Consider the following 16,437-nt stretch of genomic DNA (forward strand, 5'->3'; position numbering starts at 1 on the left):
AGACCTTCGAGGAAAGCGTGTCGATGACCCCGGGCCAGCCGCAGCACCAGCAGGAAGTCCTCATCGTCACGGGGATGTCCGGCGCCGGACGCTCCACCGTCGCGAACGCGCTGGAGGATCTCGGCTGGTACGTCGTCGACAACCTGCCCCCGCAGATGCTCCGTCCCCTCGTCGACCTCGCCGAGCGCGCCGGATCACGTCTGCCGCGGATCGCCGCGGTGGTCGACGTCCGCGGCCGCGACTTCTTCAGCGAGCTGCAGGAGATCGTGCCGGCGCTCCGGGGCGGGACGCACCTCCGCATGATCTTCCTGGAGGCGACCGACGCGGCGCTCGTCCGCCGGTTCGAGGCCGTCCGCAGGCCGCACCCGCTGCAGGGCGAGGGAACGATCCTCGACGGCATCGTGGCGGAGCGTCACCGACTGAGCGAGATCCGCGAGTCGAGCGATGTCATCATCGACACGAGCGACCTCAACATCCACCAGCTCGCCACGACCACGCGTGAGCTCTTCGCCGGCGCGGAGACACCGGGTGTCCAGGTCACCGTGCTGAGCTTCGGGTTCAAGTACGGCCTGCCGCCTGATGCGGACCTCGTCGCCGACATGCGGTTCCTCCCGAACCCGTTCTGGGTCCCGGAGTTGCGTGCGTTGAGCGGTCAGGACCCCGAGGTCAGTGAGTACGTACTCTCGCAGACCGGAGCCGCCGAGTTCCTGGAGAGCTACGCCCACGCCCTCGAACCCGTCCTCGCCGGGTACCAGCGCGAGAACAAGCGTCACGTCACCATCGCCGTCGGCTGCACGGGGGGCAAGCACCGCTCGGTCGCGGTCGCCCTCGAACTCGCCGACCGGCTGCGGAACCAGTCCGGCGTCGCCGTGCACGTCCGGCACCGAGACCTCGGGCGCGAATGACGCCCACGGGCCCGACGCAGCCGCGGCGGAGCCCGAACGGTCCGAGGCACCACGCCTCCGGATCGCGAACATGCAGGATCGACGCCGCACTCCGACGGCGCGATCACGACAGATAGGAACCACCGTGGCCCTCACCGCCGACGTCAAGAACGAACTGGCGCTCGTCCGCGAGACCCGCAACTCGGTCCGAGCGGCCGAACTCGCGTCCTTGCTTCGCTTCTCCGGCGGACTCCACACGATCTCCGGACGCGTGGCGATCGAAGCCGAACTCGACAGTCCGACCCTCGCCCAGCGGGTGCGTCGCGACATCGGCGAGCTCTACGGGATCCGCAGCGAGATCCTGGTGCAGAACCCCGGTAGCTCGGGCAAACCGAGCCTGTTCGTGGTGCGCGTCATCGAGGGCGGGGAGACCCTCGCCCGGCAGACCGGACTCCTCGACGCCCGACGGCGTGCGGTCCGCGGGCTGCCGAACCGGCTGACCACCGGGTCGCGCGACGAACTCGCCGCCGTCTGGCGGGGGGCGTTCCTCGCGACCGGGTCCCTGACCGACCCCGGCCGGTCTGCGTCACTCGACGTCGTGTGCCCCGGCAACGAGTCCGCGATGGCGCTCGTCGGTGCCGCGGGCCGCATCGGTGTCTCCGCGAAGGCACGTGAGGTCCGCGGCATCCATCGTGTCGTCATCCGCGAGGGCGACGCGATCAGCGGCATGCTGTCGCTCATGGGTGCCACCGGCACCGTCACCTCCTGGGAGGAGATGCGACAGCGCAAGGAGGTCCGGGCGACCGCGAACCGCCTCGTCAACTTCGACGACGCCAACCTGCGCCGCTCCGCCCAGGCTGCCGTGGCGGCCTGCGCGCGCGTCGAGCGCGCCCTGGAGATCCTGGGCGACGAGGTGCCCGACCACCTGCAGTACGCCGGCGCCCTGCGCCTCGACCACCGTGAGGCCAGCCTCGACGAACTGGGCCACTTCGCCGACCCTCCGATGACGAAGGACGCCATCGCCGGCCGCATCCGGCGCCTGCTCGCCATGGCGGACAAGCACGCGAGCGATCTCGGCATCCCAGGCACGGACGCCAACCTCCCGGCGGATTACGAGGACTGAAGCAGCTCGTGAATCCTCGCCGACCCGGCATCGTCGCGGTTCGTCATGCTGGGAACAAGCCCCGACTCCCGACGGTTGCCGCTCACTAGACTGGGTGATGACGCTCAGAGCCGTGTGCAGACAGCGCACGGGACAACACGAGGAGATCACGAAGAATGGCTGTTTACTCACTGCCCGAATTGCCGTACGACTACAGTGCGCTCGAGCCGCACATCAGTGCGACCATCACCGAGCTCCACCACGACAAGCACCACGCCACCTACGTGGCCGGTGCGAACACGGCCCTCGAGAAGCTCGCTGAGGCCCGCGACGCCAACGACTTCACGAACGTCAACAAGCTCGAGAAGGACCTCGCGTTCAACCTCGGCGGCCACGTCAACCACACCATCTGGTGGAACAACCTCTCCCCGGACGGCGGCGACAAGCCGACCGGCGAGCTCGAGTCCGCCGTCGGCGAGTACTTCGGCAGCTTCGACAAGTTCCAGGCGCACTTCACCGCCGCTGCGCTCGGCGTGCAGGGTTCCGGATGGGCCGCGCTCACCTGGGACACCCTCGGTCAGCGCATCAACATCCAGCAGTTCTTCGACCAGCAGGGCAACTTCCCGGCCGGCACCGTCCCGCTGCTGCTGCTCGACGTCTGGGAGCACGCCTACTACCTGGACTACAAGAACGTCCGCGCCGACTACGTCAAGGCGTTCTGGAACATCGTCAACTGGGCCGACGTCCAGGCACGCTTCGAGGTCGCGCGCAAGCAGACCAACGGCCTGCTGGTACTGTCGTAGTTGACCGGTCCGTCCCGGTCCCACGGGCCGGGACGGACCATCTTCCTCCTCACTCGGGGAGGGCGCTCACTCCGAGCAGACCGTACAATCGCGCCGTCTGGCGCCTCAGTATCAGGAGTCATCTGTGTCCGTCAAGATCGGCATCAACGGCTTCGGCCGCATCGGCCGCAACTTCTTCCGCGCCGCCCTCGCCAAGGGCAGCGACCTCGAGATCGTCGCTGTCAACGACCTCACCGACAACAAGGCGCTCGCCCACCTCCTGAAGTACGACTCCATCACGGGTCGTCTGGACGCGACGGTCGAGCTCGACGGCGACAAGATCATCGTCAACGGCAAGCCCATCATCGTGCTCGCGGAGCGCGACCCCGCCGACCTCCCCTGGGGCGAGCTCGGCGTCGACATCGTCATCGAGTCGACCGGTCGCTTCACGAAGTCCGACGACGCCCGCAAGCACATCACCGCCGGCGCCAAGAAGGTCCTCGTCTCGGCTCCGGCCACCGGCAGCGACGTCGCCACGATCGTCCTCGGCGTCAACGAGGGCACCTACGACGCCGCGACGCACGACATCATCTCGAACGCGTCCTGCACGACGAACTGCCTCGCGCCGCTCGCCAAGGTCCTGCTCGACAACTTCGGCATCGAGCGTGGCCTCATGACCACGGTCCACGCCTACACCGCCGACCAGAACCTGCAGGACGGCCCGCACAGCGACCTCCGTCGTGCACGCGCCGCCGCCGTCAACATCATCCCGACCTCCACCGGTGCAGCCAAGGCACTCGGCCTGGTCATCCCGGAGCTCGTCGGCAAGCTCGACGGCTACGCCCTGCGCGTCCCGGTCCCGACCGGTTCGATCACCGACCTCACGGTCGAGCTGACCAACCCGGCCACGGTCGAGGAGATCAACGCCGCGTACAAGGCTGCCGCAGAGGGCCCCCTCAAGGGCATCCTGAAGTACACCGAGGACCCGATCGTCTCGAGCGACATCGTGACCGACCCGCACTCCTCGATCTTCGACGCCGGCCTCACCAAGGTCATCGGCTCGCAGGTCAAGGTCGCCTCGTGGTACGACAACGAGTGGGGCTACTCGAACCGCCTCGTCGACCTCACCGAGTACGTCGCGGACCGCCTCTAACCAATCGGCTGTCTGCCGCACTCCTCACCCGAGCAGCCAGACACCGTATGGTCCGAACGGGCGTCCTGAATCATCTTCAGGGCGCCCGTTCGGCTTCGTCGGTGGTCGTGGCTCAGCGCAGAGAAAGACCCTCCTCATGACCCTCCGCACCCTCGACTCGCTGGGCGACCTCAGCGGTCGCCGAGCCGTCGTCCGCCTCGACCTCAACGTCCCGCTGAAGGACGGCGTCATCACCGACGACGGCCGCATCCGCGCGGCACTCCCCACCCTCAACGCGCTCATCAACCAGGGTGCGCGTGTCGTCATCGTCTCGCACCTCGGCCGCCCCGACGGCACACCCGACGCGAAGTACAGCCTTGCGCCCGTCGCGCAGCGGTTGTCCGAACTCCTCGGCAAGCCCGTGACCTTCGCCGCCGACACCGTCGGCAGCGCCGCGACCGACGCCGTCGCCGCGCAGACCGACGGCGACGTCGTCCTGCTCGAGAACCTGCGCTTCAACTCCGCCGAGACCAGCAAGGACGCCGGCGAACGTGAGGCGTTCGCCGCCAAGCTCGCCGCTTTCGGCGACGTCGTCGTCTCCGACGGCTTCGGTGTCGTCCACCGGAAGCAGGCGAGCGTGTACGAGCTCGCGAAGCTGCTCCCGAGCGCTGCCGGGCTGCTCATCGCCGCCGAGCTCGAGGTCCTCGACCGCCTCACCGAGACCCCGGAGCGCCCCTACACGGTCGTCCTCGGCGGCTCGAAGGTCTCCGACAAGCTGGGCGTCATCGGACACCTGCTGCCGCGCGTCGACTCGCTGCTCATCGGCGGCGGCATGCTGTTCACCTTCCTCGCCGCCCAGGGGCACGCCGTCGGTTCGAGCCTGCTCGAAGCTGACCAGATCGAGACCGTCCGCGGGTACCTCGCGAAGGCCGACGAGCTCGGCGTGACGATCGTCCTGCCGACCGACGTCGTCGTCGCCTCGGCGTTCGGTGCCGACGCCGAGCATGTCGTGCGCCCTGCCGACGCCATCGAGGACACCCCGTTCGGTGCCTCAGGACTCGGACTCGACATCGGACCGGACACGGCTGCAGCGTTCGCCGAGATCGTCGCCGCGTCCAAGACGGTGTTCTGGAACGGCCCGATGGGCGTGTTCGAACTCGCGCCCTTCGCCGCCGGTACGCGCGCGGTCGCTGAAGCACTCACCCGCACGGACGGCCTGAGCGTCGTCGGTGGCGGTGACTCGGCCGCAGCGGTTCGTGCGCTCGGCTTCGATGATGACCAGTTCGGTCACATCTCAACTGGTGGCGGCGCCAGCCTCGAGTTCCTCGAGGGCAAGCGTCTGCCTGGACTGGAGGTCCTCGGATGGCAGCAGTAACCCCCGGGCACACGCGTGTGCCCCTGATCGCCGGCAACTGGAAGCTCAACCTGGACCACCTCCAGGCGATCGCCCTCGTCCAGAAGCTCGATTGGACGCTCAAGGACGGCAAGCACGACTACGCCGACGCCGAAGTGGCCATCTTCCCGCCGTTCACGGACCTCCGCTCGGTCCAGACGATCGTCGCCGCCGACAAGCTCAAGCTGGCCTACGGCGCGCAGGACCTGTCGCAGCATGACTCGGGCGCCTACACCGGTGAGATCTCCGGAGCGTTCCTCGCGAAGCTCGACTGCCGCTACGTGCTCGTCGGACACTCCGAGCGCCGCACGCTGCACAACGAGACCGACGAGGTCGTCCAAGCGAAGACGGCCGCAGCCGTGCGACACGGCCTCGTCCCCGTCATCTGCATCGGCGAGACCGCCGAAGACCTCGAGGAACACGGCCCGTCGGCCGTCCCAGTGGCGCAGCTCAAGGCAGCCATCGACGGACTCGCACCGGACGCGGACATCGTCGTGGCCTACGAGCCGGTGTGGGCCATCGGTTCCGGTCAGGCGGCGACGCCCGACCAGGCGCAGCAGGTCGCAGCCGCTCTCCGCAGCACGCTCGCCGAGGTCCTCGGCGACGAGGCGGCACAGCGCACGCGGATCCTCTACGGCGGTTCGGTGAAGGCCTCGAACATCGCCGGCTTCATGCGCGAACCAGACGTCGACGGAGCCCTCGTCGGTGGTGCGAGCCTGCTCGCCGACGAGTTCGCCGGGATCGCCCGCTTCTCGCAGCACGTCGGACTCTGACCGACCTGCTGCACCAGCAGCACCGACACGGCTCGGCCCGCGGCACCAGCCGCGGGCCGAGCCGTGTCCGCTGAACCGTCGAGGTATACTGGACGGCGGTTCAGCCCCTCTGAACGCGAATGCGAAAGGTCTCACGTGGAGATTCTCCAGGTCATCCTGCAGGTGCTGCTCGGCATCACCAGCCTCCTGCTCACCTTCCTGATCCTGCTGCACAAGGGCCGCGGCGGCGGTCTGTCCGACATGTTCGGCGGCGGCTCCTCCAGCAACCTCGGTTCGTCAGGGGTCGCCGAGCGCAACCTCAACCGCTTCACCGTCATCCTCGGCCTGACCTGGGGTGCCTGCATCGTCGTGATCGGGCTCCTGACGAAGTTCGCCGCCGCCTAGACCGGCCGCGAAGCCCCGATCCCGGGGACGCAACTCGACGCACCACACCCGAACCACTCTCGACAGTACGAGAAAGAGGAAACACCATGGCATCAGGCGGAAGCGCTATCAGGGGATCACGCGTCGGCGCCGGTCCCATGGGCGAGCAGGACCACGGCTACCACGCGGACCGCATCGCCATCTCCTACTGGGACGCCCTCGGCAACGAGACGGTCCGCCACTTCGCGGCGAACGTCCCCGACGAGGAGATCCCGGAGACGATCGACTGCCCGACGTCCGGTCTGCCGGCCGGTCGCGACAAGGCGAACCCGCCGGAGGTCGCGAAGCTCGAGCCGTACAAGACCCACCTCGCCTACGTGAAGGAACGGCGCACGGAGGAAGAGGCCGAGCAGCTGCTCGAAGAGGCGCTCCAGCAGCTCCGTGCACGCCGCGGTACGGCAGCGAAGTAGCCGGACAGCACCACATACGCGGAAAGGCCGTTCCCCGGGGGGAACGGCCTTTCCGCGTACTGGCACCGGCTCGGCGACCGGCCTCCCGCTAGTACTCCGGGAGGATCAGTGAATCCGGGACCTCTGCGGCCGCATCCTGGTCGACGAAGAACACCGTCCGTTTGCGTCCCTTGGCCCCGGCGGCGGGGACCTCGTTGTAGCTGGCACCAGCAAGGGCGAGGCCGAGTGCCGACGCCTTGTCGGCGCCGGCGAGCACGAGCCAGACCCGCACGGAGGAGTTGATGGCCGGCCGGGTGAGGCTGAGTCGTTCGGACGGCGGCTTGGGGGAGTTCCGCACCGGGACGACCGAGGTGTCGGTCACCGAGACCTCGGCACGCTCCGGGAAGAGCGACGCGACGTGACCGTCGGGACCGACACCCAGGAACGTGATGTCGAACCGCGGGTGGTCCTCGCCGGGCCGCGCGAACCGACGGAGTTCGTCGGCGTAGCGCACCGCAGCGGCGTCGAGGTCGATGCCGTCCTCCGGCGCCGGGTATCCGTGCACGTGTTCGGCGACGAGGCCACGCTCCGGCAGCACCAGCAGGATCTCCAGCAAGGCCTCGCGTGCCTGCAGCTCGTTCCGATCGGCGTCGTCGCGAGCGACCCAGCGCTCGTCTCCCCACCAGAGGTGCACCCGGGACCAGTCCACCCGGTCGCGGTCCTTCGACGCGGCCACGGCGGCGAGCGTCCCCGTGCCGACCGTACCGCCGGTCAGGACGACGTGGACCGTCTCCTGCGACTCGAGCAGTTCACGGGTTCGGGACAGGAACCGCTTGGCGACCGAGGTCGTCAGCTGGTCGCGGTCCTGGTAGACGAGGACGCGTCGCTCGGTCGGCATCAGCTGGTCCGAGCGCGGAGCGTGACCGGCTCGCCGAGGCCGGGGAGGCCCACGGTGATGACCTGTCCGTACAGGACGTCCGGGTCGAGCGTGCGGAGCTCCTCGGCGAGGCAGTCGCGCAGACTGCGACGGGGGAGCGAGAGGTCGTGCGTCGGCTGTCCGGGCTGGATCAGCGTCGCGATGTCGGGAACGGGTCGCTCGAGGACGACGTTGCCGGACGCCCGCGTGAGGCGGACACCGTGGATGCCGCTCGACCCGTGCGCCATGCTGAGCTCGTGGGTCACGTCGACCTGCAACTGCAGCTGGAGCCAGGCGGCGAGCAGCTCGGTCGATGGGGAGTCCGATGCTCCGGACACCTCGATCGCCGTGACGGGCTCGTACGGCGGCTGGTCGAGCACCGCCGCGAGCTGTGCACGCCAGAGCGTGAGCCTGGTCCACGCGAAGTCCGTGTCTCCGGGGGCGTAGTTCTCAGCGCGACCGCGGAGGGCGGCGTGGGTGTCCGCTGCCGCAGACGCGTCGGTGATGCGACGCTGGGCGATGCGGCCGATCGGTGACGTCGAGACGCGTTCCGGAGCCTCTCCTGGCCACCAGGCGACCACGGGCGCGTCGGGCAGGAGCAGACCGGTCACGAGGCTCTCCTCGTTCTCGGCGACCGCACCGTAGGCGCGGAGGATGACCACCTCGCTCGCTCCGGCGTCACCGCCGACTCGGATCTGGGCATCGAGTCGGTCTCCGATGGAGGAGTGCTGGTCGTCATGCTCGGTGGAGAGGACGATGACCCGCATGGGGTGCTCGCGGGAGGCCTCGTTGGCGGCCTCGATGGCCTCCTCCTCGGCTCCGAGCCGCGTCGAGATCACCAGGGTGAGCACGCGCCCCAGGGCGACGGCTCCGCCGTCCTCGCGGATGGTCACGAGCGCCTTCGAGAGCTTGCTCGTGGTCGTGTCTGGCAGGTCTACGATCATGGTCGTCTCCAGGTGCGTCCGTCGCGGTTCATGAGGTCGTCGGCCGAGGACGGGCCCCAGGTGCCGGGAGCGTACTGCTCGAGCGGCGTGTCCTGAGCGGCCCAGTACTCCTCGATCGGGTCGAGGATCTTCCAGGAGAGCTCGACCTCCTCGTGACGGGGGAAGAGGGGCGGGTCGCCCAGCAGGACGTCGAGGATGAGACGTTCGTACGCCTCCGGGCTCGCCTCGGTGAAGGCGTGGCCGTAGCCGAAGTCCATCGTGACGTCGCGGACCTGGGTGCCGGCACCCGGGACCTTCGAACCGAAGCGGATGGTGACACCCTCGTCGGGCTGGACGCGGATGACCAAGGCGTTCTGGCCGAGCGCCGAGGTCTGGCTCTCCGCGAACAGGTACTGCGGAGCACGCTTGAAGACGACCGCGATCTCGGTGACGCGGCGTCCGAGGCGCTTCCCGGCACGCAGGTAGAACGGCACGCCGGCCCACCGGCGGGTGTTGATGTCGAGCCGCATCGCCGCGTAGGTCTCGGTCGTCGACTCCGGGTTCATCCCGTCCTCGTCGAGGAAGCCCAGCACGTGCTCGCCGCCCTGCCAACCGCCGGCGTACTGTCCACGGGCCGTCGCGGCCCCGAGGTCGTCGGGGAGGCGGACGGCCGCGAGGACCTTCTCCTTCTCCGCGCGCAGGTCTGCGGCGTTGAAGGAGATCGGCTCCTCCATCGCCGTGAGGGCGAGGAGCTGCAGCAGGTGGTTCTGGATGACGTCGCGCGCCGCTCCGATGCCGTCGTAGTACCCGGCCCGACCACCGACGCCGATGTCCTCGGCCATGGTGATCTGCACGTGGTCGACGTAATTGGCGTTCCAGATGGGCTCATACAGCTGGTTCGCGAACCGGAGCGCCAGGATGTTCTGGACGGTCTCCTTGCCGAGGTAGTGGTCGATCCGGAAGATCGAGTCCGATGGGAAGACCGACTGCACGATGTCGTTCAGCTCGCGAGCCGTCTTGAGGTCGCTGCCGAACGGCTTCTCGATGACCACCCGGCGCCACTGACCGTCAGCGGGTTCCGCGAGTCCCGAGCGACGGAGCTGCTCGGTGACCTGCGGGAAGGCCTTCGGCGGGATCGAGAGGTAGAACGCGTGGTTGCCCATCGTCCCGCGATCCGCATCGAGCTCTTCGATGGTCTCCTTCAGCTTCTCGAACGCCGCGTCGTCGCCGAATTCACCGGGGACGAACCGGATGCCCTGGGCGAGCTGGTTCCAGACGTCCTCGCGGAACTCGGTCCGGGCGTACTGCTTGACGGATTCGTGGACGACCTCCATGAAGTCCTGGTCCTCCCAGTCCCGTCGGGCGAACCCGACGAGTGAGAAGCCAGGGGGCAGGAGGCCCCGGTTCGCCAGGTCGTACACGGCCGGCATCAGCTTCTTGCGGGACAGGTCGCCTGTCACGCCGAAGATGATGAGGCCGCTCGGACCGGCGATCCGATTGAGGCGTCGGTCGGTGTCCACCCGCAGCGGGTTGGACTCCGGGGTGATTTCCACCGGGGACATGAAGCTCCTTGTGCAGTGACGCGCTAGTCGTTGACGGCGTCGAAGAGGGTGACGATGTTCTGGTCCGGCGACGTGAGGGTCAGCGTGAGGACCGGACGACCGTGCTCGGCGAGGACGCGGGCGTCGCCGCCCGCCTGGGCCTCGATGAGCTGGCCGAAGGTGAACGGGCGCTCGGGGATCTCCAGGTCGACGGGGGCCGTCTCGGTGATCTGCAGGAACACGCCGTTCGCGGGGCCGCCCTTGTGGTACTGACCCGTCGAGTGCAGGAAGCGCGGACCCCACCCGAAGGTCGTGGGTCGTGCCGCCTTCGCCGCGACGAGGTCGCGGATGCTCTCGAGCTGCGGGGAGGCGAGACGGTCGACGTAGCCCTGGATCGCGACGTAGCCGTCGGAGGGGAGCTGCGCGAGCAGTGCCTCGACGGCGCCGGACAGGGTGGTCACGCCGTCGAGCAGACCGGCCGAACCGCGGACCTCGACACCGTCGGCGACGAAGGCGGGTGCCTCAGGCTCCGGACGGTTGTCGAGCAGGCCACGGGTGGCGACCTTCGCGGACTCGACGTCCGGCTGGTCGAACGGGTCGATGCCGATGAGGCGCCCGGCGACGACGGTCGCGTACTCCCACACCAGCATCATCGCGCCGAGGCTGCCGCTGACGAGGATCTCGCCCTCGTGGCGGTCATGGCGCAGCAGGTGGAACTCGTGGGCGTCGTCGACGATGCGGACGATCTGGAGGTCGGCCGGCTTCGACTCGAGCTCGGGAGCGAGCGGGTTGAGTACGACGGGCAGCAGGCCACGACCGGACTTGCCGGTCGATTCGGCGATGAGCTGTTCGGCCCAGTCCGGGAATCCGACGATGTGCGTCCCGTCGGTGATGAGACCGACCTTGTCGCGCAGCGGAACGGTGCCGCCGATCGCCGCACCCAGGATGAGTCCCGGGTTCGACGCGTCGTCGATCGCGAGTTCTCCGAGCACCGCGTCGGCCTCGTCGAGCAGCGCGCCGATGTCGACACCGGCCAGACCGGACGGCACGAGACCGAAAGCGGTGAGCGCACTGTAGCGACCGCCGACGTTGGGGTCGGCGTTGAAGACCCGGTAGCCGGCCTCGTTCGCCGCCGCCTCGAGCGGGGAGCCCGGGTCGGTGACGATGACGATGCGGCCGGCGGGGTCGATCCCTGCAGCCGTGAACGCGGCCTCGTAGGCGCGACGCTGGCTGTCGGTCTCGACCGTGGAGCCGGACTTCGAGGAGACGACGAGCACCGAGGTCTCGAGGCGGTCCGCCAGAGCCGCGAGGACCTGACCGGGAGCGGTCGAGTCGAGGACGGTGAGGTCGCCCCCCAGCGTGTTCGTGATGACCTCGGGTGCGAGCGAGGAACCGCCCATGCCCGCGAGCACGATGTGGTCGATGCCCTCGTCGTTGAACTGCTCACGGAGCGCGAGGATCGGCTCGACCAGCGGGCGGGAGATGGAGACCGCCTGGACCCAGCCGAGGCGCTTGGACGCCTCGGCCTCGGCCGCAGGACCCCACAGCGTGGGGTCCTGGTCCGTGATGCGCGACGCGACGAGGTCGCTGACGAGCGTCGGGACCACCGATGCGACAGCGGCTTCCGCCGCGCCGCTCACGCGGATCTTGAAGCTCACTTGGAGGCCTCCAGAGCCGTCTTCACGGTCTCGAGCAGCTCGTCCCAGGACACGATGAACTTCTCGACGCCCTCACGCTCGAGCAGCGCCGTCACCTCGTCGTACGACACGCCGAGTGCGGCGATGGCGTCGAGGACCTCGTTCGCAGCCGCGTAGGAGCCGGTGACGGTGTCGCCGGTGATGACGCCGTGGTCGAAGGTCGCCTCGAGGGTCTTCTCCGGCATGGTGTTGACCACGCCGTCGGCGACGAGCTCGGTCACGTAGAGCGTGTCGGGGAGCTCGGCGGACTTGACGCCCGTCGAGGCCCAGAGCGGACGCTGCTTGTTGGCGCCGGCCTCGAGGAGCGCGGTGGCACGCTCGCTCGCGAACTCCTGCTCGAAGACCTGATAGGCGAGCTGGGCGTTCGCGACGCCGGCCTTGCTCTTCAGCGCGGTCGCCTCGGGGCTGCCGATCGCGTCGAGACGCTTGTCGATCTCGGTGTCGACCCGCGACACGAAGAACGAGGCGACCGAGTGGATCGTCGAGAGGTCGTGGCCCGCGGCCTTGGCCTGCTCGAGACCGGTGAGGAACGCGTTGATGACCTCGCGGTACCGGGTGAGGCTGAAGATCAACGTGACGTTGACGCTGATGCCGGCGCCGATGACCGCGGTGATGGCCTCGAGGCCCTCGACCGTCGCGGGGATCTTGATCATCGCGTTGGGCTGGTTGACCTTGGCCCAGAGCTGCTTGGCCTGGTCGATCGTCGAGGCTGCGTCGTGCGCGAAGCCCGGCTCGACCTCGATCGACACGCGGCCGTCGTACCCGTTCGAGGAGTCGTAGACCCCACGGAAGATCTTCGATGCCGCGGCCACGTCGTCGGTGGTGATCTCGAAGACCGCCTCGGTGACGTCCTTGCCGGCGGCGGCGAGCTGGGCGACCTGCTCGGCGTAGACGTCGCCGTTACTGAGGGCGGACGCGAAGATCGTCGGGTTCGTCGTGACACCCACGACGTTGCGGTCGGCGATGAGCTGCTCCAGCCCACCGGACTGGATGCGTCCGCGGGAGAGGTCGTCGAGCCAGATGCTGACGCCGGCGGCGGACAGCTGGGCGGTTGGGGTTTCAGTCATGTTCTTCTGTCTCCTTCGCCCGGGCTACTTGCCGAGCGTCTCGTGTGCTGCGGAGACGACTGCCTCCGTGGTGATGCCGAACTCACGGAACAGCGTCTTGTAGTCGGCGGACGCACCGAAGTGCTCGATCGACACGGTCCGGCCGGCGTCGCCGACGATGCTCTTCCAGGTCAGGCCGAGACCCGCCTCGACGGACACGCGTGCGGTGACGGCCTTCGGGAGGACGGACTCGCGGTACTCGGCGGACTGCTCCTCGAACCACTCGAGTGCGGGCACCGAGACGACGCGGGCGTTGACGCCCTCGCCGCGCAGGACCTCGCGGGCCTCGACGGCGAGCTGGAGCTCGGAGCCCGTCGCGATGAGGATGACGTCCGGCGTGCCGCCGGGCGCCTCGGCGAGGATGTACGCACCCTTGGCGACGTTCGACGCTGCAGCGAAGGTCTCGCCGGTGGCGTCGCCCGTGCCGCGCTCGAACACCGGGATGTTCTGCCGGGTCAGCGCGATGCCGGTCGGGCCGCCGCGACGCTTGAGGATCTCGAGCCAGGCGTAGGCCACCTCGTTCGCGTCACCCGGTCGCACGACGGCGAGGTTCGGGATGGCACGGAGCGAGGCGAGCTGCTCGATCGGCTGGTGCGTGGGGCCGTCCTCACCGAGGGCGACGGAGTCGTGGGTCCACACGAAGATGGACGGCACGTTCATGAGCGCGGCGAGACGGACGGCCGGACGCATGTAGTCGCTGAAGATGAGGAAGGTGCCACCGAACGCGCGGGTCGGGCCGTGCAGGACGATGCCGTTGAGGATCGCGGCCATGGCGTGCTCGCGGATGCCGAAGTGCAGGACGCGACCGTAGGGGTTCCCGGTCCACTCGTGGGTGGAGTGCTCGCTCGGGATGAACGACGCACCGCCCTCGATCGTCGTGTTGTTCGACTCGGCGAGGTCGGCCGAACCGCCCCACAGCTCCGGGATGACCGGGCCGAGGGCGTTGAGCACCTTGCCGGATGCGGCGCGGGTCGAGACGTCCTTGCCTGCCTCGAAGACGGGCAGCGCCGACTCGACACCCTCGGGGAGTTCGCCGGCCTCGAGACGCTCGAGCAGCGCAGCGCGCTCCGGGTTGGCCGCGGCCCAGGCGTCGAACGTCTGCTGCCACTCGGCGCGTGCCTCGGCACCGCGGTCGATCGCCTTGCGGGTGTGCTCGATGACCTCGTCTGCGACGAAGAAGTTCTGCTCGGGGTCGAAGCCGAGCACCTCCTTGACGGCCGCGAGCTCCTCGGCGCCCAGCGCCGAACCGTGGATCTTGCCGGAGTTCTGCTTCTTGGGAGCCGGCCAACCGATGATGGTCTTCAGAATGATGAGCGACGGCTTGTCGGTCTCGGCCTTCGCGGCCTCGATCGCGTCGTTGAGCGCGTGGACGTCCTCGACGTACTCGCCCGTCTTCTTCCAGTCGACGACCTGGACGTGCCAGTGGTAGGCCTCGTAGCGGGCCTTGACGTCCTCGGTGAAGGCGATGTTGGTGTCGTCCTCGATCGAGATCTGGTTGGAGTCGTAGATCGCGATGAGGTTGCCGAGCTGCTGGTGACCGGCGAGCGAGGAGGCCTCGCTCGTGACGCCTTCCTGCAGGTCGCCGTCGCCGGCGATGACGTAGACGAAGTGGTCGAACGGGCTCGTGCCGGCCTCGGCCTCGGGGTCGAACAGGCCACGCTCGAAGCGGGACGCGTACGCGAAGCCCACGGCGGAGGCGAGCCCCTGGCCGAGGGGACCGGTGGTGATCTCGACGCCGTCGGTGTGGCCGTACTCCGGGTGACCCGGCGTGAGCGAGCCCCAGGTGCGGAGCGCCTCGAGGTCGGAGAGTTCCAGACCGTAGCCGCCCAGGTAGAGCTGGACGTACTGGGTCAGCGAGCTGTGCCCGACCGACAGGACGAAGCGGTCGCGTCCGAGCCAGTCCTGATCCTTCGGATCACGTCGCATGACCTTCTGGAACAGCAGGTAGGCGGCGGGGGCGAGGCTCATCGCCGTTCCCGGGTGGCCGTTGCCGACCTTCTCCACCGCGTCGGCGGCGAGGATGCGCGCCGTGTCGACTGCTTTGCTGTCAATGCTTTCCCACTGCAGATCTGCCACTGAATACTGACCCTTCTCATCGGAACAGGAGGCCGACGAGCGGTCGAGCCTTCTTCTGTGCGTTCGCGGCCCACGTCGTCTTCGGCGTCCGAGCACACGACACCGCTCTTCGAACTGGGTGAAGGGGGGCGCACGCGTGCACAGTGGCTGGCGAGCACTTCCCAGCATAGCGAACCCCTGCAGCCGAGGGTCGATGTTCGACGAGCGCGAACACGCGACGTCACGGATCGTCGCAGAGCTCGCAGGACGGGCGTCACCCGGTGACGGACCGTGCGCCTGCACGCCATGAGTAGGGAGCCGCCCGCGCGTGTCGTAGAATCGTCTGCGGACCGCGCACCGGGCGAGCAGTGCGTGGTGAACCGAACGTTAGAGGAGCAATGGACGTCGCTGTAGCAGAACGTGTGTCGAGCCCCAAGCTCGGTTTCCGACGCAAGGCGAAGGCGTACATCGCCCTCACCAAGCCGCGGGTCATGGAACTGCTGCTCGTGACGACGATCCCCGTCATGATCCTCGCGAAGGGCGGTCTGCCCGACTGGTGGCTCGTCATCGCGACCGTGATCGGTGGGTCGTTGAGCGCCGGCTCCGCGGCGGCGTTCAACTGCTACATCGACCGCGACATCGACGCGGTCATGGACCGCACGAAGAAGCGCCCTCTCGTGACCGGCGAGCTCACGCCGCGCGAGGCACTCGTGTTCGCGTGGACGCTCGGCGTCGTCTCGACGGTCTGGCTCCTCGCCACCACCAACTGGCTCGCTGCAGCCCTGTCCGTCGGCGCGATCCTCTTCTACGTCTTCGTGTACACGCTGTGGTTGAAGCGACGCACCCAGCAGAACATCATCTGGGGTGGGATCGCGGGCTGCTTCCCCGTCGTCATCGGCTGGGCCGCCGTCACCGGTTCGCTCACGTGGGCACCGATCATCCTCTTCGCGGTCGTGTTCCTCTGGACGCCGCCGCACTACTGGCCGCTGTCCATGAAGTACCGCAGTGACTACCAGGCCGTCGGCGTGCCGATGCTCGCCGTCGTCCGCGGTCGCGCGCAGGTCGGCCTCCAGGTCATCCTGTACGCGTGGGCGACCGTCGTCTGCTCGCTCCTGCTCATCCCGGTGGCCGACATGGGGCTGCTGTACAGCGCCGTCGCCCTCCTGTCCGGCGGCTGGTTCGTCTACGAGACCCACCGCCTCTACAACCTCGCGATCCGCCACGAGCACGTCTCGCCGATGCGCGTCTTCCACGGGTCGATCACCTACCTGACCCTCCTGTTCCTCGCCGTCGGCATCGACCCGCTGCTCCCGTTCTGACC

General features: G+C 68.6%; 15 protein-coding genes. 9 read left to right on the top strand and 6 right to left on the bottom strand.

The genetic code is table 11. From position 1 onward, the window contains the following. Window positions 1–23: 23 nt before the first annotated feature. From rapZ to B9Y95_RS05620, 8 genes are all read left to right on the top strand, one after another. Window positions 24–905: an RNase adapter RapZ gene (rapZ, locus tag B9Y95_RS05585; RefSeq protein WP_064296920.1), complete on the top strand. Its 882-nt coding sequence runs from the start codon at window positions 24–26 to the stop codon at window positions 903–905. 124 nt (window positions 906–1,029) lie between these two features. Next, a complete protein-coding gene (gene whiA, locus B9Y95_RS05590) occupies window positions 1,030–2,007 on the top strand; it encodes a DNA-binding protein WhiA (RefSeq protein WP_064296921.1) in 978 nt (325 codons plus the stop codon). A gap of 155 nt (window positions 2,008–2,162) precedes the next feature. After that, on the top strand, window positions 2,163–2,789 hold the full coding sequence (locus tag B9Y95_RS05595) for a superoxide dismutase (protein ID WP_085510907.1): 627 nt from the start codon (window positions 2,163–2,165) through the stop codon (window positions 2,787–2,789). 124 nt (window positions 2,790–2,913) lie between these two features. Further along, entirely contained in the window at window positions 2,914–3,921 is a 1,008-nt protein-coding gene (gap, locus tag B9Y95_RS05600; protein ID WP_064296923.1) for a type I glyceraldehyde-3-phosphate dehydrogenase, read from the top strand. 136 nt (window positions 3,922–4,057) lie between these two features. After that, window positions 4,058–5,275: a phosphoglycerate kinase gene (locus B9Y95_RS05605; RefSeq protein ID WP_079705956.1), complete on the top strand. Its 1,218-nt coding sequence runs from the start codon at window positions 4,058–4,060 to the stop codon at window positions 5,273–5,275. Then, window positions 5,263–6,066: a triose-phosphate isomerase gene (gene tpiA, locus B9Y95_RS05610; RefSeq protein WP_085510908.1), complete on the top strand. Its 804-nt coding sequence runs from the start codon at window positions 5,263–5,265 to the stop codon at window positions 6,064–6,066. Before B9Y95_RS05605 ends, tpiA begins: the two co-directional genes overlap by 13 nt. Window positions 6,067–6,201: 135 nt before the next feature. Next, window positions 6,202–6,450 (top strand): preprotein translocase subunit SecG, encoded by a 249-nt coding sequence (gene secG, locus B9Y95_RS05615; RefSeq protein ID WP_056005661.1) that lies wholly within the window; start codon window positions 6,202–6,204, stop codon window positions 6,448–6,450. A gap of 86 nt (window positions 6,451–6,536) precedes the next feature. Further along, complete coding sequence (locus B9Y95_RS05620; protein WP_064296926.1) at window positions 6,537–6,899, top strand: RNA polymerase-binding protein RbpA; 363 nt, start codon at window positions 6,537–6,539, stop codon at window positions 6,897–6,899. 88 nt (window positions 6,900–6,987) lie between these two features. Here B9Y95_RS05620 and pgl read toward each other — a convergent pair whose 3' ends face one another. Genes pgl through tkt form a run of 6 tightly spaced genes read right to left on the bottom strand, consistent with a single transcriptional unit; the run spans window position 6,988 to window position 15,137 of the window. Further along, window positions 6,988–7,776 (bottom strand): 6-phosphogluconolactonase, encoded by a 789-nt coding sequence (gene pgl, locus B9Y95_RS05625; RefSeq protein WP_085510909.1) that lies wholly within the window; start codon window positions 7,774–7,776, stop codon window positions 6,988–6,990. Continuing rightward, entirely contained in the window at window positions 7,776–8,738 is a 963-nt protein-coding gene (locus B9Y95_RS05630) for a glucose-6-phosphate dehydrogenase assembly protein OpcA (protein ID WP_085510910.1), read from the bottom strand. The genes pgl and B9Y95_RS05630 overlap by 1 nt, the downstream gene beginning before the upstream one ends. Next, window positions 8,735–10,279 (bottom strand): glucose-6-phosphate dehydrogenase, encoded by a 1,545-nt coding sequence (zwf, locus tag B9Y95_RS05635; protein WP_064296929.1) that lies wholly within the window; start codon window positions 10,277–10,279, stop codon window positions 8,735–8,737. The genes B9Y95_RS05630 and zwf overlap by 4 nt, the downstream gene beginning before the upstream one ends. 23 nt (window positions 10,280–10,302) lie before the next feature. Then, the gene (locus tag B9Y95_RS05640) at window positions 10,303–11,916 is read right to left on the bottom strand and encodes a glucose-6-phosphate isomerase (protein ID WP_085510911.1); all 1,614 of its coding nucleotides are present in this window, start codon (window positions 11,914–11,916) and stop codon (window positions 10,303–10,305) included. Beyond that, on the bottom strand, window positions 11,913–13,022 hold the full coding sequence (gene tal / locus B9Y95_RS05645) for a transaldolase (protein WP_085510912.1): 1,110 nt from the start codon (window positions 13,020–13,022) through the stop codon (window positions 11,913–11,915). Before tal ends, B9Y95_RS05640 begins: the two co-directional genes overlap by 4 nt. Before the next feature lie 24 nt (window positions 13,023–13,046). Then, entirely contained in the window at window positions 13,047–15,137 is a 2,091-nt protein-coding gene (gene tkt / locus B9Y95_RS05650) for a transketolase (protein ID WP_064296932.1), read from the bottom strand. A gap of 377 nt (window positions 15,138–15,514) precedes the next feature. On the opposite strand from tkt, the gene B9Y95_RS05655 reads away from it, so the two are divergent. Then, entirely contained in the window at window positions 15,515–16,435 is a 921-nt protein-coding gene (locus B9Y95_RS05655) for a heme o synthase (RefSeq protein ID WP_085510913.1), read from the top strand. Window positions 16,436–16,437 lie beyond the last annotated feature (2 nt).

The organism is Plantibacter flavus (assembly GCF_900177615.1).
Classification (GTDB): domain Bacteria; phylum Actinomycetota; class Actinomycetes; order Actinomycetales; family Microbacteriaceae; genus Plantibacter; species Plantibacter flavus.

Bases quoted from the DNA above. Each gene is read 5' to 3' on its own strand.
- rapZ (WP_064296920.1), top strand. From the start codon at position 24: ATGACCCCGGGCCAGCCGCAGCACCAGCAGGAAGTCCTCATCGTCACG.
- B9Y95_RS05595 (WP_085510907.1), top strand. From the start codon at position 2,163: ATGGCTGTTTACTCACTGCCCGAATTGCCGTACGACTACAGTGCGCTC.
- B9Y95_RS05605 (WP_079705956.1), top strand. From the start codon at position 4,058: ATGACCCTCCGCACCCTCGACTCGCTGGGCGACCTCAGCGGTCGCCGA.
- tpiA (WP_085510908.1), top strand. From the start codon at position 5,263: ATGGCAGCAGTAACCCCCGGGCACACGCGTGTGCCCCTGATCGCCGGC.
- B9Y95_RS05620 (WP_064296926.1), top strand. From the start codon at position 6,537: ATGGCATCAGGCGGAAGCGCTATCAGGGGATCACGCGTCGGCGCCGGT.
- pgl (WP_085510909.1), bottom strand. From the start codon at position 7,776: ATGCCGACCGAGCGACGCGTCCTCGTCTACCAGGACCGCGACCAGCTG.
- B9Y95_RS05630 (WP_085510910.1), bottom strand. From the start codon at position 8,738: ATGATCGTAGACCTGCCAGACACGACCACGAGCAAGCTCTCGAAGGCG.
- zwf (WP_064296929.1), bottom strand. From the start codon at position 10,279: ATGTCCCCGGTGGAAATCACCCCGGAGTCCAACCCGCTGCGGGTGGAC.
- tal (WP_085510912.1), bottom strand. From the start codon at position 13,022: ATGACTGAAACCCCAACCGCCCAGCTGTCCGCCGCCGGCGTCAGCATC.
- B9Y95_RS05655 (WP_085510913.1), top strand. From the start codon at position 15,515: ATGGACGTCGCTGTAGCAGAACGTGTGTCGAGCCCCAAGCTCGGTTTC.